Origin of the sequence: Massilia luteola, from assembly GCF_034420155.1 — a bacterium.
In the GTDB taxonomy this organism is placed as follows: domain Bacteria; phylum Pseudomonadota; class Gammaproteobacteria; order Burkholderiales; family Burkholderiaceae_D; genus Telluria; species Telluria luteola.
The window spans coordinates 87283-107816 of the sequence record NZ_JAXOFN010000007.1 but is presented as its reverse complement, the minus strand read 5'-3'; the positions used below and the strand labels follow the sequence as shown (position 1 = coordinate 107816).

General features: G+C 64.1%; 21 protein-coding genes. 2 read left to right on the top strand and 19 right to left on the bottom strand.

What is annotated here, in order from left to right:
• Window positions 1-421: 421 nt before the first annotated feature.
• The 6 genes from U9J41_RS10470 to U9J41_RS10445 all read right to left on the bottom strand — a co-directional run bounded on the left by U9J41_RS10470 (window position 422) and on the right by U9J41_RS10445 (window position 5754).
• Entirely contained in the window at window positions 422-1513 is a 1092-nt protein-coding gene (locus U9J41_RS10470) for a type VI immunity family protein (protein WP_322402131.1), read from the bottom strand.
• Between the two features lie 9 nt (window positions 1514-1522).
• Window positions 1523-2242, bottom strand: a complete 720-nt coding sequence (locus U9J41_RS10465; RefSeq protein ID WP_322402130.1) for a VRR-NUC domain-containing protein — start codon at window positions 2240-2242, stop codon at window positions 1523-1525.
• Window positions 2239-2817, bottom strand: a complete 579-nt coding sequence (locus U9J41_RS10460; RefSeq protein WP_322402129.1) for a PAAR domain-containing protein — start codon at window positions 2815-2817, stop codon at window positions 2239-2241. Before U9J41_RS10460 ends, U9J41_RS10465 begins: the two co-directional genes overlap by 4 nt.
• Window positions 2818-3443: 626 nt before the next feature.
• Entirely contained in the window at window positions 3444-4067 is a 624-nt protein-coding gene (locus U9J41_RS10455; RefSeq protein WP_322402128.1) for a DVUA0089 family protein, read from the bottom strand.
• Window positions 4068-4280: 213 nt separating this feature from the next.
• Complete coding sequence (locus U9J41_RS10450) at window positions 4281-4508, bottom strand: hypothetical protein (protein ID WP_322402127.1); 228 nt, start codon at window positions 4506-4508, stop codon at window positions 4281-4283.
• 10 nt (window positions 4509-4518) lie between these two features.
• Window positions 4519-5754: an RtcB family protein gene (locus U9J41_RS10445; protein ID WP_322402229.1), complete on the bottom strand. Its 1236-nt coding sequence runs from the start codon at window positions 5752-5754 to the stop codon at window positions 4519-4521.
• Between the two features lie 208 nt (window positions 5755-5962).
• Here U9J41_RS10445 and U9J41_RS10440 point away from each other — a divergent pair, with 208 nt between their 5' ends.
• Entirely contained in the window at window positions 5963-6730 is a 768-nt protein-coding gene (locus tag U9J41_RS10440) for a GIN domain-containing protein (RefSeq protein ID WP_322402126.1), read from the top strand.
• A gap of 52 nt (window positions 6731-6782) precedes the next feature.
• On the opposite strand, the gene U9J41_RS10435 is transcribed toward U9J41_RS10440, so the two are convergent.
• From U9J41_RS10435 to U9J41_RS10380, 12 genes are all read right to left on the bottom strand, one after another.
• The gene (locus U9J41_RS10435; RefSeq protein WP_056444944.1) at window positions 6783-7106 is read right to left on the bottom strand and encodes a BON domain-containing protein; all 324 of its coding nucleotides are present in this window, start codon (window positions 7104-7106) and stop codon (window positions 6783-6785) included.
• 89 nt (window positions 7107-7195) lie between these two features.
• Window positions 7196-8290: a LytR C-terminal domain-containing protein gene (locus U9J41_RS10430; protein ID WP_322402125.1), complete on the bottom strand. Its 1095-nt coding sequence runs from the start codon at window positions 8288-8290 to the stop codon at window positions 7196-7198.
• Window positions 8291-8306: 16 nt separating this feature from the next.
• On the bottom strand, window positions 8307-9248 hold the full coding sequence (locus U9J41_RS10425; protein ID WP_322402124.1) for a type II secretion system F family protein: 942 nt from the start codon (window positions 9246-9248) through the stop codon (window positions 8307-8309).
• A gap of 10 nt (window positions 9249-9258) precedes the next feature.
• A complete protein-coding gene (locus tag U9J41_RS10420) occupies window positions 9259-10236 on the bottom strand; it encodes a type II secretion system F family protein (protein WP_322402123.1) in 978 nt (325 codons plus the stop codon).
• A gap of 23 nt (window positions 10237-10259) precedes the next feature.
• Window positions 10260-11603 (bottom strand): TadA family conjugal transfer-associated ATPase, encoded by a 1344-nt coding sequence (locus tag U9J41_RS10415; protein WP_322402122.1) that lies wholly within the window; start codon window positions 11601-11603, stop codon window positions 10260-10262.
• Between the two features lie 20 nt (window positions 11604-11623).
• A complete protein-coding gene (locus U9J41_RS10410; RefSeq protein ID WP_322402121.1) occupies window positions 11624-12796 on the bottom strand; it encodes a CpaE/TadZ family protein in 1173 nt (390 codons plus the stop codon).
• Window positions 12797-12870: 74 nt separating this feature from the next.
• A complete protein-coding gene (locus tag U9J41_RS10405; protein ID WP_322402120.1) occupies window positions 12871-13149 on the bottom strand; it encodes a hypothetical protein in 279 nt (92 codons plus the stop codon).
• Window positions 13150-13158: 9 nt separating this feature from the next.
• Window positions 13159-14709 (bottom strand): type II and III secretion system protein family protein, encoded by a 1551-nt coding sequence (locus U9J41_RS10400; protein WP_322402119.1) that lies wholly within the window; start codon window positions 14707-14709, stop codon window positions 13159-13161.
• 20 nt (window positions 14710-14729) lie between these two features.
• A complete protein-coding gene (gene cpaB / locus U9J41_RS10395) occupies window positions 14730-15578 on the bottom strand; it encodes a Flp pilus assembly protein CpaB (protein ID WP_322402118.1) in 849 nt (282 codons plus the stop codon).
• A 1-nt stretch (window position 15579) separates the two neighbouring features.
• On the bottom strand, window positions 15580-16941 hold the full coding sequence (locus U9J41_RS10390; RefSeq protein WP_322402117.1) for a P-loop NTPase family protein: 1362 nt from the start codon (window positions 16939-16941) through the stop codon (window positions 15580-15582).
• A gap of 94 nt (window positions 16942-17035) precedes the next feature.
• Window positions 17036-17560 carry an A24 family peptidase gene (locus U9J41_RS10385; RefSeq protein ID WP_322402116.1) on the bottom strand — a complete coding sequence of 175 codons (525 nt, stop codon included), beginning with the start codon at window positions 17558-17560 and terminating at the stop codon, window positions 17036-17038.
• Between the two features lie 60 nt (window positions 17561-17620).
• Window positions 17621-17806 (bottom strand): Flp family type IVb pilin, encoded by a 186-nt coding sequence (locus U9J41_RS10380; RefSeq protein ID WP_322402115.1) that lies wholly within the window; start codon window positions 17804-17806, stop codon window positions 17621-17623.
• 386 nt (window positions 17807-18192) lie between these two features.
• Here U9J41_RS10380 and U9J41_RS10375 point away from each other — a divergent pair, with 386 nt between their 5' ends.
• Complete coding sequence (locus tag U9J41_RS10375; RefSeq protein ID WP_322402114.1) at window positions 18193-19230, top strand: GGDEF domain-containing protein; 1038 nt, start codon at window positions 18193-18195, stop codon at window positions 19228-19230.
• A 15-nt stretch (window positions 19231-19245) separates the two neighbouring features.
• Here U9J41_RS10375 and U9J41_RS10370 read toward each other — a convergent pair whose 3' ends face one another.
• Window positions 19246-20466: an HD-GYP domain-containing protein gene (locus tag U9J41_RS10370; RefSeq protein ID WP_322402113.1), complete on the bottom strand. Its 1221-nt coding sequence runs from the start codon at window positions 20464-20466 to the stop codon at window positions 19246-19248.
• Between the last annotated feature and the right edge of the window lie 68 nt (window positions 20467-20534).

Here is a 20534-nt window from a genome sequence, read left to right as displayed (position 1 = left end):
GCGGGTTCGAGTCCTGCAGCCGGCACCAAAGAATCAAGCACTTAGCCCAGCCTTTATGGTTGGGCTTTTTGTTTTCTGAGTCTCGTGTAACCGCTGTGTAACCCGTGCGTAGGCGGAACTGTGCAAGCTTGACTTAACAAAGCCACTCCGGCGGTCCGCTATCGACGGTAGATTCAACTGATGAACGCGACACTCTAAGACGTATAGAGGAGTGTTCCGTATTTGTGCAGGGCAGATGCTGGAACTAACGAGCGCACCAAACACCGTCAGTCCGACCATTCTCTGTCCTACGTTCTCAGTCGATCTAAGAGAGCGATATAGAGGGTGCGAAACTGACGTAGCAACATAGCACGTGTGGCAGCAATCGGCGATAAGGAAAAGGAGGCGCTGCCTCCCTTTTGTTCGTGCGCAGACACGACGGTCAAATCGACGGGCTGTCCTCGGGCGGGGGTGGCGCTGGCAATGCAGGAATCTTGGGTTCCTTCAGCAGCTTTGCCTTATAGGCCATCAGCTGCTCGGGCGCTACGTCGAAACGTCTCAGCCACTTCTCGGCCGCCAGGCCTATCAGCCGCGGCTCACTCTCGGACGAAGCATAGTGCAATCGAACGGCGAGCGCACGCACGGGCTGCAGAAGCATATCGGGAAGCACCAGTCGTGCCGGAAGGTCTTCATCGTCGGGCGCGGGCTCCGGCCGCGGGCCGGCTTGGATGACGAGCCCTCCGCTGTAGTCGAAGAGACCGAACCAGTCCATCGGCAACTCCGACCGAACCGCTGGCTCACCACCGATTTTCTCCAGGTACGCGCTGTCGATGGCCGTGAGCCAGCTCACGGTCTTGATACCCAGGTGCGCGGTGGCGGCGCCGGCGACCAGATTGCCGGCGTCGAAGCCCCGCAGCTTGGTCGCCAAGAACGTCTCGAACGCTTGGTTCTCGTCATAGCGCAGGGCGGACAACACCAAGCTATGCCCCGCGTAGCCATGCGCCACGCACAGGCGCCGTGCACAGTTGATGAACAGGTCCCGGAACGTGTCCGGGTACTCTTCGACGAACAACAACGGAACGCTGAACCGCATGGCGCAAAGTCCCCAGCCGCCCATGTTCGCACGCCAGGCCGGCAGGCCGACTACGTGAAACTCCCATGGGCCGGCGTCGTGCGCTAGCTTGCCGCTGGTGTAATGGAAGCTCACTGCGTCGTTCGCATCCATCTTGTCCAGCATCGTCTTGAGCGGCTTCGCCTTGTCGATAGCCATCTTGCTTGGCCCCTCTGGCGGTTCCTCACGGAAAAGCCAAGTCAGTTGGGGATTCGCGGTCGTCTGGTAGTCGTCAAAGCACTCGACGATGGCGGCGCGCACGTCCGGCAGGTGTGCATCCACGAAGAAAAGCGTGCCCGCGATAGCCGGCACGCAGCCAACGTACTTCTGCGGCCCTTGCTTGGTGAGCACGCCGCCGGGCACGTTCATGGCCTCGGGGTTGGTACGCATCAGCTCGAGCGGGTCGAAGGGTAATTCCGTCATGTCCTGTCCTTAATACGCGGGCACTGGTGGCGGCCGCTTCGTCACTACCATGTAGATTATGCCAAGAATCGCGGCGGCCGGGCCCAACTGCTCAACCGGTACCTTGGACTTATCGGGCTCGCGCTGGTTGCAGTCGCAGTCCTTGAGTTCAAGAGGCACCATCTTCGATTCGTCGCCAGCGATGACGATGTAGTCCTCGCGCTGGCGCGGGCGGTATTCGTCGTCCGGGAACTTCATCTCGACCACCTGCTTGATGTTGTCCTGGGTGGGCGGCTTCATCGGGTCCTTGACGATGACCACATCCGGCCGGCGCGTATAGCCGCGGCCGGCTTTGTACGGCGGCCGGGACGGGTCCTTCGGCCAGAGCGTATTCGTCCAGCCGGGCCAGAGCGTGCGCGCCTTCGTGTCGACTTCCTTGTCGAGGAAGGGCTCTGGCGGGCGCTTCGTCATGTCATAGGTGAACTCGGCCTTGTACGGACTCGTGTGCTGGAGCGTCGCATCGAGTGCCTTGAGCCGGCCTGAAACACACTCCTGCTTGAGCCGGCGCCCGTCCACGCCAATGTTCGGCTGAGTCTGACACTGGCACATCGCGGAGCACAGGACTTTCTTGTCGGAGTAGTCGAGCTTCGGCTTGTTGATGGGCACGACAGTGGTCGAGCCTTCCGGAGACATATCGCCGGTGGCCAGCGGCGGTTTTCCGTCTGGTGGAGTGTTCGCTGGTCCAGTCATGCCTTACCGTCCTCGATAAGGTCGAACGCCAACGCTTCGCGCGCATCGCGCTCCACCCATGTCGTGAAGCCATTTCCGTCCGTGCGGCCGGTGAGATAGTGGCCTCCCGTGGAGCGCACGCGTACGGCCTGGTCGCGAACCGGTTCGCCTGTGGTTGCGTCGACCAGTTGGAACCGACCGCGGAACTGCGCGCCACTCGCTACGGCCGACTCCTCTTCGTACGCGCTGGCGAATCCCGCGCCAACATGACCAAATCCATGCATCAACGAATCGTTCACTGTGGCGGGAATAGCGCCCTGCCCTGCCCCACTCGAGGGCTCGGTGAACGAAAACATCTGGCTGGCGATGAGTGTGGCGCCGCAGGCAGTTTTGCAGCCGGCGTACGCGACGGCCTTTCCGTCGTCGACCAAGCTCTGGTCCCCCTCGGCAATAGGAAAGACGCCGCGACAACGGGGGCAGGACACCATGTCGCCGACCCGGGCCCACCCTTTACCGTGTGTATTGGAAAACGGCGAACATGTGATGACGGTGCCGCCATGGCTCGTTTTGTCCCCGATGACTATGAGCGGTTTCAAGGAGGCCTCCCAAAAATAATTATAAATAAGTTAATTTTATCATTTGATTGAGTATGGAATCCTGCGGAAAATCTTGTGTCTGGGCATCCAGGGCAATGCCCTCGCGGTGACGCAAAATGGATTTTGTTAGGGACGCCGTGGCCGTACTTATGTGACTCGTGTCGGGCCGTCTGTACCGCGAAGTGGTCCGGAAGAAACCCATAACTGAAGCAAAGTAGCGCGGGCAGCTGCCGACGGCCTTGCCGTTTGCGGTTAGCAAGGCTCTGCCGCAGCGCCCGACAAGCTGAAGACCAGTAGCCCTATTTTTACCGCTACTCAAGTTTCAGCTTCGACTATCGTAGCAGCCGCAGCGGTTTGGGTAGACTTGACTTCATCAAGTTCGCTGAGGCCCCTTGCTGCAAATCGGCTGCACTGACAGCGGTAAGGCGTGGTAAGATGCGGTACAGCCGGGTAAGCTAAGCTTTTGATTTTATTTAAAAATCCTGTTGATTACGGGAGTTTGTAGTTGATTTATGATCATCAGGTGGCGGGTTCGAGTCCTGCAGCCGGCACCAAGAATATGCAGCAAGAACAAAGGGTTACGAGCCCACGCTCGTAACCCTTTTGTTTTATCTACTCAGCTCTGTTTACGGACGCTTGCGACGCCCCGCCACCGCCAGCGCGCCAATGCCCAGCAGCATCAGCGACGCAGGCTCCGGCACATCCGCCGGCGGCGTCACGACCGCCGTGTCGACGTTCAGAATATCGAATGCCCAGTGCGCATCGCGTTTGTCGCTGGCCGCATCCACGAAGCCGTTGCGGAAGTTCTGGTTGGCCACGCCGTCGAAATCGAAGCCGTCGGACAGGTTGGCGCCGTGGGCGAAGTTGTCGAATTGCTGGATCGTTACCGTATACGTGCCTGCCGCCAGAGCGTTCGTGTAGTTGACGTCATAGCAGCGCCCCGTCACCGCATCACTCGCGACGTCCGGGCAGTGGGCGTCGTCCTGCTCGTCCAGCTTGGCGCCCGTCGAGTCGAACAACGCCAGGATCGGATCGAAGCCGCCACGCGCGATCGTGTCGCCATGGGCATTGACGCCGCCGGCATACGACCAGCTGCGCAACCTCACCGTCGACGCGCCGCTCACCGTGAAGATGAAGCTTTGCACGTCATTGTCATGATTGAAGTGACCCGTAAACGACAGGTCGGTCGCTTGTGCGCCCGTTGCAAAAACAGCCAGTGCCAGCATGGCGGCAGTGGTTTTGAATTTCATTCTCGGTTCCTGGTTAATCTGAAACGTTTATCAAAAGTACCCGAGGCCGATAAAAGCAAAACCTATGCCAGTAACAAAATGCATTTGATTTATATAGAGAATTTCGCCTATGCAATATAAATGTAAAATTATTCGACGCTAATGTGCATATCTGCAAATTACCTGGACCAATATAATTGTTTGAGAAGAAATAAATACGGCATCAGCGCAACGTCACCGTGCAGCGATCCACACCATCGTGCCGTTCGACACCGAAACGTACGGAGAGGAGGTCTCGATCACCTGTGCATTGGTGCGCGCACGCATCGACACCTCGTCCAGCGTGAAGCCGCCACAGCCCGCGAGCGCGACCATCATCTTGACCAATGTACAACTGCCGGCCGTGCCGATGGCGAAGGCGTAGTCGCCGCCCTCGCCGGCCGCGCCGTCCAGTTCGATCATCCCCGCTCCCTCACCCTTTCACACAGACGATCTGCTTCAGGGTGTGCACGACTTCGACGAGGTCGCTCTGCGCCCGCATCACCGCGTCGATGTCCTTGTAGGCCATCGGGATCTCGTCGATGACGGCGGCATCCTTGCGGCATTCGACGCCCTCGGTGGCGCGCACCTGGTCCTCGACCGAGTAGCGGCGCTTGGCCTCGGTGCGGCTCATCGTGCGGCCGGCGCCGTGGCTGCAGCTGTGGAAGCTCTCCGGATTGCCCTTGCCGCGCACGATGTAGCTCTTCGCCCCCATCGACCCCGGAATGATGCCCAGTTCGCCCTCGCGCGCCGACACGGCGCCTTTGCGCGTGACCAGCACGTCCCTGCCGAAGTGGTGTTCCTTCTGCACGTAGTTGTGATGGCAGTTCACGGCTTCCACATGCGTTTCGAACGGTTTTTTGATGACCGTGCGCACGGCCGCGATCAGGTTTTGCATCATCACTTCGCGGTTCACCCGTGCGAATTTCTGGGCCCAGCCGACGGCCTCGACGTAATCGTCGTAGTGTTGCGTGCCTTCCTTGAGATAGGCCAGATCCTGGTCCGGTAAATTGGCGAGGTGCGTGCGCATGTCCTGCTTGGCCAGTTCGATGAAGTGCGTGCCGATCGCATTGCCGACGCCGCGCGAGCCGGAGTGCAGCATGAACCAGACGAAACCCTGTTCGTCGAGGCAGATCTCGATGAAGTGGTTGCCGCTGCCCAGCGTGCCCAGGTGCTTGTAATTGTTCGTGTGCTTCAGCCTGGGCGTCTTTTGGCAGATGACGTCGAACTCGTCCTTCAGCGCCATCCAGGCCTGGTCGACGGCTTGCGGCGGCGTATCCCACGATCCCTGGTCGCGTCCTTTGACACCGCGCGTCCTGGGCGAGATCCCGTGCGGCACCGAGCGCTCGATGGCGCTGCGGAGCAGGCCCAGATTGTCGGGCAGGTCGTTCGCGCTCAGGGTCGTCTTGGCCGCCATCATGCCGCAGCCGATATCGACGCCGACCGCGGCCGGGATCACCGCACCCAACGTGGGAATCACGCTGCCGATCGTCGAGCCCTTGCCCAGGTGGACGTCGGGCATTGCCGCCATGTGTTTATAAATGAACGGCATGCGCGCCGTGTTGGCCAGCTGGCGTTTCGCTTCCTCTTCCACCGGGACGCCGCGCGTCCACATCTTGACGGGACGGCCGCCGTTCACGTCCAGCACATCGTAGTGTTCGTCTTTCATCATTGCGCTCTCATCGTCCGGCATGCGCCTCGCTGTCGACAGAACATGGCGGCGGGATGGGAGAATCCAAGTGCGATCGGATGATTTGCGGGGAAATGCGGCGATTTCGCGGCCTGTACCGCCAATGCTGCCATCCGTCGCAATCGCCGGGTTCCAGCCAGCGCGATTGCCTATAGTGCTTTCAACAGCAAACCAACGGAGACCCGACATGAACAAACTGATCAAGAGCGCCATCCTCGCCACCACCCTGGCAATCGGCGCGCATGCCGCCGTGGCCGACGACCTCGTCCGCGAAAACCGTAATGTCGATGCCAGCGTGTCAAAAGTGCACCTGGGCGGCGTGATCCGCCTGAACCTGCACCAGGGACCGACGCCGTCGCTCGTGGTGTCCGGCGACCGCCGGTACGTGGCGAAGGTGACGACCACGCAGCGCGGCGATACGCTCGTGATCGACATGGAAAACAATACCCGTTTCGACGGCAACAGCAAGAACGAGTTGCGCGCCGACCTGACCGTGCCGAACCTGCAGGAATTCGTGTCGCAGGGCGTCGGCTCGAGCGATGTCTCCGGCTTCAGCGGCGACAAGCTGAAACTCGCGCTGGACGGCGCCGGCGCCGTGCGGTTCACGGGACAATATCGCGACGTCGACGCGCGCCTCGGCGGCGTCGGCGGTCTGACGCTGAATCCCGGCCGGGCCGAGCGCATCGAACTGCACCTGGGCGGTGCCGGACATATCACCGTGGCCGGCCAGACGAAATTACTCCGCGCGCAACTGGGCGGCGTCGGTGGCCTGGACGCTCAACAACTGCGCGCCGAAACGGTCGACCTGGACATGACCGGTCTCGGCGGGGCCAGCGTGTACGCGAAAACGGCAGCCAACGTCAATCTGAGCGGCATGGGTTCGGCCACCGTCTACGGCAAGCCGGCCACGCGCAATGCCACGACGAACGGCTTCGGCAAAGTCAGCTGGCAATAAGCGTGCGCATACGGCACGCAACGTCCCGCATGCCGGTGCGGCGTAACGTCACTCAGCGGATGACGGTGTCGTTCTTGACGGACTTCACGCCTTTTACGCTACGCGCGAGTTCGACCGCCTTCGCGGCGGATTCGCGTGAATCGACAAAGCCGCTCAGCTGCACCGTCCCCTTGAATGTTTCCACGTTGACCTGGGTTGCCTTGACCATCGGATCGGCGGCAAAGGCAGCCTTCACCTTGCTGGTAATCAAGGAGTCGTCGACGTATTCGCCCGTGCCTTCGCGGGTCGGCGTCGGGGCACAGGCCGCGAGCGAGACCAGCAGCGACGTCGCAAGCACAGACTGAGCAATAGCGGACTGGAAACGAGTGAGCTTCATGGCGGTTCTCCCGAATGGTCAAGTCGCCATTATTCCGAATTTCGGGACAGCCTGTCGCCCGCTACTGTTGTGGAATCGACACTGGCCGCTCAGGGTGCGTCGGTCCGGCCCGCCTGCGCCACAAACGGACCCGACGGCGACCGTGCGGTGATGCGTTGCAGCGGCAGGTCGTGACCGATGACGAGGCGCACGTCAGCATGCCCGGCCATGCCGACCTCGACCGGTTCGCCGCTGCCGACATGCCGGGCCAGGCGTTCCGCCGTCGTCCGGAAGGCCGCCTGGTACTCGACACGCGTCTGCCGCACACCGAACCCTTTTTCATTGGTCAAACGCACGACCTTGAGCCCGGGATCGCGCAACTGGTGCGACACGAAGCGTGCCAGGCCCTCGCGGCCGTCGCCATTGGTGATCTCCAGCCGGGCGACCACGTCCGGCACGAGCGGCTGCCAGGACGTGATGTCGACGGGTTCGCCGCGCAGCGCCGCGGCCTTTGCCGGCATACGCCGCAACTCGAGCAGGCCGTCATCCCTGTGGATCACTTCGACGGACGCCCATTCCTCGTCGTCGGGGTGCTGGTCGGTCTTGATCGCCTGCTCGATGGCCGGCAGCCGCGTGCCGCCGTTCGCCGTCGCATAGTCGGCGCGGAAATCGTGTTCGCGCAAGGCCTCGGCCTGGCGCAGCATCTGCCGGCCGCGCGCTTCCTGGCCCAGCTTGAGCAGCGTCTCGCCCAGGTATTGCCAGGCGCGCTGGCTGAGTGGATCGAGCAGGCAGGCTTTTTCCAGTGCGACCTGAGCCGCATCAAAATCACCGCTGAGCAGATAGGCATAGCCCAGGTTGGCAAACAGGAAGCCGGACGCCGGGCCGGACGCCATGGTGACGTTGCGGGTCAGCTCGCGCCAGATCGGGATCGCGCGGGCGAAATCGCGCTGCTCGGCGTAGGCGATCGCCAGCCCGTTGCGCGCATTGACGTGCGTGGCGTCGATGCGCAGCGCGGCCTGGTAGGCTGCGATCGCTTCGTCGTAGCGGCGCGCGAGGTACAGGTTGCGGCCGCGCAGATAGCTGTCGTCCGCCGTCGACGACACGGTCGTGCCGACTTCCGGCAGCGGCGACGGCGTGCTGCAGGCCAACAGCAGCACGCCGCTGCACAACAAAGGCATGGTATAGAGCCGGATACGCGTGCGCATGACAATCTCCGTCGAATCAATTGGAACTGCCCAGGGCAGTTCCGAAGAGCTTGGTGATCTGGATGCCGGCAGGGCCGAGCAACACCATCAACAAGGTCGGGAAGATGCAGAAGATCAGGGGGAACAACAGTTTCAGGCCGATCTTGGCGGCAGCCTCTTCCGCCACGATGCGGCGCTTGCAGCGCAGCGTTTCCGAATACACGCGCAAGGCGTCGCCGATGCTGGTGCCGAAGCGCTCGGACTGGATCAGCATCGCAACGAGCGAATCGATGTCTTCCAGCCCGATGCGCAGCGCGAAATTGCGCAGCGCCTTTTCCTTGCTGAAGCCGGCGCGCATCTCCATCAGCACCAGCTGCAATTCCTGGCCCAGCGTCACGCTCTTGATGTGGATCTCGGCGGCGACCTTGACCAGCGCGCGCTCGAGGCTCAGGCCGGCCTCCACGCATACCGTGAGCAGGTCGAGCGCATCCGGAATGTTTTCGAAGATGTCGCGCTTGCGGCGCCTGATCACGCGCTCGAGAATCACGTTCGGACAATAGTAGCCGCACGTCGCCGCGAACAGCAGCAAGAACACCGTCCCGAAACCGGCGATGGTGGCGGGCACGAAGGCCAGCACGAGGCCGACGAGCGCGGGCAGGCCCAGCGCCAGAGATGTTTTGGAGGCGAAGTACAGCGTCGGCGCCGCCGGATTGCGCCAGCCGGCGTTCATGAAACGGGTACGCAGCGCCGACTTTTCCCAGCCCTCGTCCGGCACCGACAGCCTGGTCAGCGGCTTGGCGGCGCGCGCGACGCGTTCGACCCACCCGTTGCGCTCCACCGGACCATCGTCCCTGCGGCCCATGAAGCTCGCCAGCCGGGCGCGCAGCGCGGGGGGCGCGAACAGCACCGCCGCGATCCACGCGAGGCAGCAGACGATCGCAAAGACGATCAACAGGAACAGCAGCTGTGCGCTAGACATCGACGTCTCCTCAGATGCGGATGCGGATCACCTTCTTCAGCCAGATCACGCCGATGATGATCATCACCAGCGCGGTCCAGAGCAGCTTGACGCCGAACGGATCGGTCCACAGAACCATGACGTAAGTGGGGTTCACCAGCACCAGCATCGTGCCCACGGCGAACGGCAGCAGGCCGAGGATCCAGGCCGACATGCGTCCTTCGGCCGACAGCACGCGAACCTGCGCCGCCAGCCGCAGCCGGCCGCGGATGATGTGGCCGATGTTGCCGAGGATCTCGGCCAGGTTGCCGCCGGTCTCGCGCTGGATCAGGATCGCGATCACGAGGTAGCGCAGGTCGGTCAGCGGAACGCGCGACGCCATGTTGTGCAGCGCTTCGCCCAGCGGCACGCCATAATTGATTTCCTCGCGCGCGATGCGGAATTCGCCGCTGAGCGGTTCCGGCAGTTCGTTGCCGACGATTTGCAGCACGTTCGAAAACGAGTGGCCGGCGCGCAGCGCGCGCGCGATGAAGTCGGCCGCGTCGGGCAGCTGCTCCTCGATGTGCACGAGGCGGCGCACGCGCGCGCGCCGCACCAGCAGCAACGGCACGTGGGCACACAGCACGACGATCCCGACGCGCACCGGCAGCGGCATCGGCCACTGCATCACGGCATACACGGCCACCAGCAAGACCGCGCCGGAGCACAGCAGGAAGCGCTCGACCGACCACGCCATCCCGGACTGCACGAGCAGCCGGTCGATGCGGTGCGCGAAGCGCCAGCGCTGCAGCAACCGGTCGGTCAGTTCGTGCCGGCCGAAGCGGCGCAGCTTGAGGATCGAGATGCGTTCGGCATTCCGGCCCTGGTTCCCCGACATCAGCTGCAGCCGGCGCGCGATCCGTTGGGCGCTGGCGCCGTGCGTGCCCACCCACCATAGATAAGCGCCCTCGATGCCGAGGATGACGGCGGCGAACAGAAAGACGATGAATCCGTAGAACAGGATGTCCATGCGAAGCTCCGCGGCTGTGCGGTTCAGGTGAACACGCGGTCGGGATCGAACGTGTCCTCGGGTACCGCCGTGCCGAACATCCGCAGGCGGTCGGAGAAGCGCGGCCGCACGCCGGTGGCGCAGAAATGTCCCTGCACCTTGCCGTCGGCGTCGATCCCGGTCTGCTCGAAGCGGAAGATTTCCTGCATCGATATGATCTCGCCTTCCATGCCCGTGATCTCCTGCATGCTGACGACCTTGCGCGTGCCGTCGGCCAGGCGCGACGCCTGCAGGACGACGGTGATCGCGGCGGCGATCTGCTGGCGGATGGCGCGCGGCGTCAGGCTTACGCCGGCCATGCCGACCATGTTCTCCAGGCGCGCGAGCGCGTCGCGCGGCGTGTTCGCGTGGATGGTCGCGAGCGAACCTTCGTGACCCGTGTTCATGGCCTGCAGCATGTCCAGCGCTTCCGGTCCGCGCACCTCGCCCAGGATGATGCGGTCCGGGCGCATGCGCAGCGAGTTGCGCACGAGCGCGCGCTGCGTCACTTCGCCCTTGCCTTCGATGTTCGGCGGGCGCGTCTCGAGGCGCACGACGTGCGGCTGGCGCAGCTGCAGTTCAGCCGCGTCCTCGATCGTCACGATGCGCTCGTTGCCGGGGATGAAGCCGGAGATCAGGTTCAGCATCGTCGTCTTGCCGCTGCCGGTGCCGCCCGAGATCAGGATGTTCACCTTGGCGAGACCGAGGCTCTCGAGCACCTTGATCATCGGCGGCGTGACGCTTTTGTAGTCGAGCAGGTTCTGCACCGTGAGCGGCGTCGCGCCGAAGCGCCGGATCGACACCAGCGGTCCGTCGACCGCGAGCGGTGGGATGATCGCGTTGACGCGCGAACCGTCCGGCAGGCGCGCGTCGACCATCGGGCTCGACTCGTCCACGCGGCGGCCGACGCGCGAGACGATCTTCTCGATGATCTTCATGAGGTGCGCGTTGTCGTGGAAGCTGACGTCGGTCAGTTCCAGGCGGCCGCGCCGTTCGACGTAGATCTTGTCGTAGGTGTTGACCAGGATGTCCGAGATGGTCGGATCGTTCAACAGCGGCTCGAGCGGGCCGAAGCCGAGCATTTCGTGCTGGATGTCGAGCACCAGGTGATGGCGCTCCTGCTGGTTCAGCACGATCCGCTCTTCTTCGATGATGCGCTGGACCAGCAGTGCCAGCTCGTGTTTGAACTGTTCGCTCGTCAGGCGTTTCAGGCGCTCCAGGTCGATCCGGTCGAGGATCATCTGGTGCATCGTCTTCTTCAACTCCTGATAGGCTTGTTGCGCCGCTGCCGGTACCGGCTGGGATTGGCGCTCCTCGTCCGTCACGGACAGGCGTTCGCGCAGGGACATGGGACGGCTCCTCGAAAAAATCAATCGTCTTCGTTGCGCCCGAACAGGCGGTCGAACAGGCCCTTGGCCTCGGGAATGCGGCGCGCGGTCACCATTTCGACCAGGTCGGCCAGGCTGCGCGCGGCGGCGCTGCCGCGCGCGAGCTGCAGCACCGGAATGCCCTGGTTGACGGAATCGGTGACGGCGATGTAATCGTTGGGGACGGTGTGCAGCACTTCCGCGCCCAGCGCCGCGTGCAAATCCGAAAGACGCAGCTTGCCGCCCTTTTCGTAGCGGTTGACGATCAGGCGGATGTGGTCGGTGACATAACCGAGCGAGCGGAAGATGTCGAGCAGGCGGCGCGCGTCGCGGATGTCCGGCAGCGCCAGCTGCAGGACCGGATAAATCGCATCGGTGCTGTCGAGCGCGCGCAGCGACACCGCGTCGATCTGGCGCCCGACGTCGAGCAGGATGTAATCGTAGTGCTGGCGCGCGACGCGCAGGATCGTGTCGATGTGTTCGGGCTTGGCCTCGGTGGTCTGGCCCGGATCGTCGGCCGCCGCCAGCACGCCGAATCCGGGCGCCACGTGCACGAGGCACGATTCCAGGAACGGTCCGTCGATGCGGGCGATCTGCTGGCACACGTCCGACAGCGTCATGGCCGGCTTCTGGTCCGACACGTATAGCGTGGCGTCGCCGAACTGGCGATGCAGATCGATCAACAGCACCTTCTTGTCCGCCAGCGTGGCCAGCGCGTAGCCGAAATTGGTGGAGATGAAGGTCGCGCCGCTGCCGCCCTTGCAGGCGATGAACGCGAGTATCTTCCCGTCGCGCATCGCGGCCACGCCGGCACTGGCCGCGATGCGGTCGATCGCCTCGTGCAGCGCGCGGTGCACCAGCGGCAGTTGCAGGACTTCGCGCACGCCGGCGCGCATGGCGCGGATCAGGAGATCGGGATGATGATTGTCGGTCAACAGCATGAAATGCGCAGCCGAGTAGTGGCGGGTCAGGCGCTCCAGCAGGTCACCGTCGGCGGCATCGGCGTCGCTGATGTCGACGATGATCAGGCTCGGACTATCGGACAGCGGACGATCGAGCGCATCGCGAAGGCTGGCGCGGCTGGCGGCGACGTTCAATGGCGGCACGCGCGCCGCGCCTTGTGAGGCGATCTCCGCGTAAAGCTGGGTGTCGCGGCTGATCAGCAGGGCTTTCATCGGGCTCCTCGGAACGGCTTCTGGTCATCGGGATTAGTGGGCGCAAATTGTTCAGTTCAAACCCGGGCGTCGCATCATTTGCCGCCCGCCCCGTTGATGATCAACGGCCTGATGGGGGGCTCCGTCGCCTTGAACGAATCCTGGTAGCGTCCCTGCGCGATGATGGCGGTGGAGCCCTCCATGCCGGCAGCGGGATTCGTGTTGGCCACGGCGGCCGGATCGAGCACCTGCGCCGCCACGTTGGCACGCACGGAAGTGCCGAAGTTTTCATTGAAGCGCGGGGTCGTGCCGCATCCGTACAGCAGCATGCCTGACAACGCCGCGCACGCCATGCGCTTGTATCCGATGACCATCGCTCTCTCCTATTTCAGTTCGAAGCCGCCCGCGCTTTGCGCCGGCGGTGCCGTCGGCGCCGGGGTCGACATGGCCGCCGTCGTCGCCGGCGGCGGCCCTTCCAGGCGCCCACCCAACATCAGTCCGGCACGCGACGGCTCGCCCACCTTGTCGGTCGGGAGCGTGTAGGCATTGCCGGACAAGGGCTTGACGAGGTGGGCGGTGATCACGAATACCAGTTCCGTGCGGTCCTGTTGATAGTCCGTGCTGCGGAACAGGGCGCCCAGCACGGGCAATTCGCCCAGCACGGGCAACCCTTTCAGGTTCGCGACCAGATTGCTCTTGATCAGGCCGCCGATCGCGAAGCTCTGGCCGTCGTACAGCTGGACCGTGGTGGTGGCGCGGCGCGTCGTCACGACCGGCATGATGGCGGTCCCGGAAAAACCGGTGGCCGACACGCCGATGCCTTCGCGCGACAATTCCGAAACTTCGGGCGCGACGCGCAGGTTGATGCGTCCGCCACTCAGCACCGTCGGCGTGAAGCGCAGGCCGACGCCGAACTCCTTCTCTTCCAGCGTGACCCGATTGTTGTCCTGCGCGACCGGGATATAAAACTTGCCGCCGACGAGGAACGTGCCTTCCTGGCCGCTGATCGCCATCACGTTCGGTTCGGCCAGCACGCGCACGAAGCCGTCCTGCTTCTCGGCCGCGCCTGTCAGGCTGCGGCCGGTGCCCTTGCTCGCCTGGAGCGACGCGTTGGCCGTGCCGCTGATGAAGTTCGACAGCAGCGTGGCGCCCCAGCTGCCGGAACCGAAGCGCCAGGTGACGCCGGCTTCCAGGCGGTCGAGCAGGGTTTTCGACACTTCGGCGATCTTGACTTCGAGCTGGACCTGCTGGGGCGCGCGGACCGACAGCATGTTGACCACCCGCGCCGCGGCAACCGCCGCGCCGCCCTGGTTCTGGTTTTCTCTCTGGCTCTGGCTGGCGGCGTCTTCCTTGTCGGGCACCGTCAGCCCGCGCAACGGTCGCCGGACATAAGCGGCCGCCAGTTCGACGGCGCGCGCCGCCGCGGTGGCATCGCTCACGGTGCCCGTCAGCACGAGCGCATCGGCCGCGGCCAGCACCTTGATGTCGTGCTCGTCCGGCAAGGCGGCGGCCAGCGTGGCCTGTACGGCCGACGGGTCCATGGCGACGGTGATGTCGAGCACGCTGCACAGGCCGCTTTTACCCTGAATGATCATATTGGTCGTACCGACGTCGACGCCCGCGATATACAGCGTATCGGGCGCCACCATCAGGGCCTGCACGACGAGCGGATTGCCGACGCTGCGATGCTGGACCGGCTCCGGCAGGCGCATCAGGCTGGACTTGCCGATCTGCAGCGCCAGCTGGGCCGGCCGCGCGGCCTCGCCCTTGCAGTTGGGGCCGATTTCAGCGCGCGGCGGTGCGGCCCCGGCCGGGCTCTCCGCGGACTGGGCTTTCGATCGGGCGGCCGCGCCTGCGGATCCGGTGGCGGCCAGCGCCAGGCCGGCGGCGAACAGGCAGCGAAGCATCGGTGATGGCGTCAAGCATCCGTTCATGGCTTTACCCTGAATGAAGTTCAGAAGCACTCCTGCGACGCGCGCAGGCCGTTGAGCACGCTGACGCAATCGCGTCGCACCGGGGCCGCCACCTTGACCACCACCGGCGCGGGACGCACCACCGGTGCCGGCCTGGGCGCGGGCTTGCGCGGTGCCGGCGGCGGCGCCTCGGGCAGCAGGGTCAGCTTGGTCGCACCTTCGGTGCTGGCCGACTGCGGATCGACCTGGTTGCGCAGGGCCAGCGACAGCGTGCCGACGCTGCGCGCCAGGTCGAGCTTTTCGGCCTGCTCCGGCGTCACTTCCAGCGTGACCGCATTGACGACCTTGGGCTTAGTCTCGTCGCGGTTGACTTCTTGGGCGACGGCCAGCACGAGGATCCTTTCCAGCACGATCTTCGAGATGTTCTGCTGGCGGGCGCCGGTGCCGGCCGGCACGTCCTTCTGGGTACTGACGATGATGTCGACGTAGTTGCCGGGCAGCGCGAAGCCCGCCACGCCGATCACGTCGTTCACGCGCACCGTGATCGCGCGCTTGCCTTCCGTGATCAGGGCCGACAATCCGCCGAGCGTACCGGCCGGCGCCAGCTTGGCTTCGCTGACCGGCTCGCCCATCAGCAGATTGGTCCTGAGGACGCGGCCACCCAGTTTCTGCGGATCCGTGAAAGCGCCTTTCGGCACGCTGTCGGCCGGCCAGTCGGCCAGCTTGAACATCTCGGGAGTCAGGCGCTGGCCGAGGTTGACGTCGGTCGCCGCCACGACGATGCGGCCGCTGCTCGGCTGCTTCAGCAACCAGCGCGACGCGAACACGACGGCCGCGAATCCGAACAGGATCGCGACAGCCATGACGACGATGGCACGCTTGTTCTTCATGTCAGGCCTCCGTCGCACAAGCGATGAACATGCTGCGCCAGGCCTGCTCGACCGCCGCGACGGTGAGGCGCGGTTCGGTCCCGGCAAACCCGGCGAAATCGGTGACCCGGTCGAGCAACTCGCCCGGATAGCAGGCCAGCAGCGCGCGTCCGGATTGCGGGTGCAGCCGGTCGACCAGGTGATCGACCGCGGCATCGTCGTAATCGATGCGGCGCAGCCGGCACTGGCGGCGCAGCAGGGCGCGGTATGCATTCGGCGGCCACGCGCCGATGTCGGCCTTGTAGCCGATGCGGCGCAGCGCGGCATCGTCGAACACGCCGCCCGGAACCAGGTTGGTCGCAAACACCACGGCGGCGTCGAACGGCACCAGTTCGGCCTGGCCGCCCTGCAGCGACAGCTGGTCGCACCCGGCATCCAGCGGACCGATGAAGCGGTTCAGCAGCTCGGCGGCGGCGATGCGCTGGCGGCCGACGTCGTCGAGCACCAGCATGCCGTTGTTCGCCTGCAGGTGCGGCGGCGCGTGGTACACGCCTTCTTCCGCGTCGAAGCGCAGATCGAGCATGTCGCGTCCCAGTTCGGCGCCGACGTGGACGAGCGGGCGCTGGCACACGGTCCAGCGCGCATCGCAGCTGCGCCGTTCTTCCTGCTGGCGCGCAGTCGGAGGCGGTGCCACGTGTACGGCCGGATCGTGCAGGCGGATCACCTGGCGCCCGGCCATCAGCGCATACGGCACGGCGATGGGACCGGGCAACAGCCGTCCGAGCTTGCGCGCCAGCGTCGTCTTGCCGCCGCCGGAGGGTCCGTACAGCAGCAGCGAACGGCGCGCGTACAATGCCGCGCCCAGCACGTCGCGCGCGCCTGGCGTCAGGCCGTCCTCGCCGAGCGCGCCGGCCAGCTGCGCGGGTGTGATGCGTTCGGCGTCCGCGTGGCGCAGCGCCTGGCGTTCGACCACGGCGCGATACGACGCGAGCGTGACGGGCGCCGGGCCGACGTAGCGGCAACGCGCCAGGGCGTCGGCGGCGCCGCGCTGGCCGAGCGCCGTCAGCTGGTATTGCATGTCGATGTCGGACTCGCCGCACCAGGCCACTTCCACCTGCTGTTCCGCGATCAGCGGATTGAGGACGTCGCGCAGCACGCTGATCGACAGCCGCAGCTTGCCGGCCAGATGCGTCAACGGCGTCTTGCCGCCGGTCTGGATCGCCTTGAGCACCAGGTCCGTCAGGAAGCGCGGTTCGAGACCGGTGTCGCGCACGGTCTTCGCCTGGCGCGGCAGCACCGGCGCGATCTCCGGACCACCCGCTGGCGCCGCCTGCGCGGCGCGCGGCGGCGTCGCGGTACTGCCTGTCGATAGCGTGTCAAACATCGGAACCCCCTTGCCTTGCATGTTTTCCGAAACAGGTCAGAATCATTCTAACGACCGGTCTTTTGGCCACCCTTGAGCTTCGCCAAGAGCGGGCTCATCCATAATGAGTGACCAAAACGACGATCGTGCCAAACGCAATCGCCAGTCCGTAAGGCATGGAACCGACACTCTGCGCGGGCGCCGTGTCGGATAATTTCGTGCCAGGAACGAAAAGTCCGAACAACACGTGACCGATGTTGACGAGAGCCGCCCGCACCCGGCTCCGCAGCACCACGAGCAGCAACGCCATCACGCCGCCGGCGCACCACGTGAGGACGACGATCTGGAACGCATCGGCGGGACCGGTGAAGAAGCCGACGACGGCCATCATCTTGACGTCGCCCGCGGCCATGCCGCGCACCAGGTAAAACGGCAGGAAGATAGCCAGGCCCAGCAGCATGCCGCCAAGCGCGGACAACAACGCGGCGCCCGGATCGACGGACAGCCCGTGCAGGGTCAATGCGCCGGCCAGGCCGGCGCACAGAAGACGGTTCGGGATACGCCGCGTCGCCAGGTCGTTGACGGCGGCAATGCTCACCATGAGCAGCAGCAGCGAATCGCGGTATTGTTCGATTTGCATCACAGCCCCCAAAAAAAAGCCCTCCGGGCCCTGGGGGGCCCGGAGGGCTGCTCCGCTACATTACGACGTTGCGGCGGTCAACTTGCCAGAGATGGACGTGAATACGCCTGACAGGTCGGTACCGAGCGTTTTCGCCGTGGCAGCCACCGCCACGCCGATCAAGGCAGCGATCAAGCCATACTCGATGGCTGTCACACCGTTCTCGTCGGCAGCGAAGGTTTTGACTGCGGAGATGAAGTTGCTCATGACTAACTCCCATATGGTGGGTTAATAAGAACTGCTACTAGCCGGAGGGCGCTGTCAAGTCACTTTCTAGCTGGCTTGCTGCGTTCCGTGCCAGTAATTTCACTATAAGACTTGATGCCGCATGGCAACTTGACGACACACAACTTTGCTACGTGGAATTATTTTTTGTTTCGAGGAATCGAAATGCCCTTCTTCCGAGCGAACACGGTGCCATATGAGTTTGAGAAAATTCACTCAGGCTAAAAAAATTGCATTTGCATAATTGCTTAGAATACAAAAACGCTATATCCTGTTTCGCTTGCTCTTTGTGAAACACCTGATACCTGCGAACGCGACGGCGGCTGTGCCCAGCCTGCAGGTCGGTTGATTACATTGCTGAGAACGACATGGACTCGCTTCTGAAACACATGGTGGACATGACCGGCCATCGCGATCACGCGATGCTGGATATCTCCGTCATCTCGGCAGTGCAGGAGCTGGCTGGTGCGGCGCAGACGCGCATATTGGCCATCACGACCGTCTCGGGACAGCAATATCTGCGCGCACGCGCCAGCGTCGCGAAAGGTGGCGCGGCACAGTTGGAAGAAGGGACCGACGGCGCGCTGGGCGATCCCGTGGCCGCCCTCCCCGAACTGAAACGCTGCCTGGCCGAACACCAGGCCAGCGCGGAAGCCATCGCCGCCGACGGCATGCGCGTGCTGTGGCTGCCGATCTGGTTCGGCGACAAGGCCACGACCTGCCTGGAAATCCGCGACGACAAGGCGTTTTCGCACGACACCGTCTATGTGATCGGCGGCATCGTCGGCGTGTATCGGAATTTCCAGAATCTGCTCGACTACAGCGAGCGCGATTCCCTCACCGGCCTGCTCAACCGCAAGACCTTCGACGACCAGCTCGCGCGCATGCTGCAGCATTCCCACGACCAGGACCTGCGCCTGCCGGGCATACCCGAGCGGCGCCAGCACCAGGGAGAAGAAAAGCAGTGGCTGGCCGTCGTCGACGTCGACCACTTCAAGGCCGTGAACGACAAGTTCGGCCACCTGTACGGCGACGAAGTGCTGATCCTGATCGCGAACCTGCTGCAATCGTCGTTCCGCGCCCAGGACCGCGTGTTCCGCTTCGGCGGCGAGGAATTCGTCGTGCTGTTGCGCTCGACCACGCTGGACAATGCCTGGAAGATCATCGAACGCTTCCGTACCAATGTCGAAAGCCATGACTTCCCGCAGGTGGGACGCGTTACGGTCAGCGTCGGTTTCGTCAGCATCAGCGCCTACGAATCGCCGGTGGTCACGCTGGGCCACGCCGACCAGGCGCTGTATTACGCGAAAAGCAACGGGCGCAACCGCGCCTGCCACTACGACGACCTCGTCGCACACGGCCTGTTGCAGACCGTCGCCTCCAACGACACCGCCGAATTCTTTTGAACGCCGCCGGACGGCTCAGGCCAACTGCATGAAACGCAGCGGGTCGACCTGCCATTTCTCGGGCGATTCGTGGCGCACGATCTTGTCGCCGCCGCCGAAGCCCACGCCGCGCGCCAGATCCACCGTCTGCGGCTTGATATAGGTCTGGCTCCTCGTGCTGTAGAACACGTTGACCTTGGGCGTGAGCAAACTCGTTTCGTGCGGCTCGACGACCACGGCCAGCCGGCCCGATTCCAGCAGGACGAGGGTCCCGACCGGGTAGATGCCGACGCAACGCATGAACTCCTGGGTCAACGCCGGATTGAAATGGAATTTGCTCCACTCATACATCTTGCGCAGGGCCTCGGCCGCCGGCATGCCCTTGTGGTAGCAGCGGTCGGCCGTGATGGCGTCGTAAACGTCCACGATCGCAGCCATCTGCGCCAGCTCGCTGATGTCCCGTTCGCCCTGGCGGTCCGGATACCCCGTGCCGTCGCGGCGTTCGTGGTGGTGCAGCGTGATGTCGAGCGGAATGGCGCCGATCTCGGGCGAGCGGCGCAGGATGTCGTAGCCGTCTTTCGGGTGGCGGCGGACGATCTCGAATTCCGCGTCGGTCAGGCGTCCCGGCTTGTTCAGGATCTCGTCCGGGACCAGGGCCTTGCCGGTGTCGTGCAGCAGGCCGCCGATGCCCGCCTGGTAAATGGTCTCCGCATCCATCTGACGCGAACGGCAGAAGGCGACCAGCAGGGTGCAGACGCTGACCGAATGCAGGAACGTGTAGTCGTCCTTGTTCTTGATGACGGACAGGCCGAGCAACGCGGACGCATTGCGCAGGATCGACGCCGTGATGTTCTCGACCACCGGCGACACCTTGTCCATTTCCACCGCCTTGCCCAGGCGCGCATCCTGCATCACGGTCTTGACGAGGCCGGCGGCCTGGCGCCGGATCGCCATGGCACGGTCGAATTCCTCGGCCAGCGTCGTGCGCAGCGGCGCCACCGGCCGGGAAGCGATCGCAGCGACCTCGGCCTCCGTCGCGGCCTCGGCTTCGGCGATCGTGGGGGCATCGGTCACGTCCAGCCCGCGTGCGCAGTCGATCGTCACGCCGCGGATACCGGCCGTCAGGATCTTGTGGATCTCGTCCTCGCTCGCGATGACGAAGCGGTTGCGGACGAACGGATGTTCCATCCAGCCGCAATCGAGGTCGTGGATGAACATCCCTACGCGCAACTGCGAAGAATCGACTTTCTTGAGCATGAACGGGTCTTGGGGTGTGTTAATCTCGCCGCACTTTGACGGTCCTCAGGCGACTTCGAGTATAACAA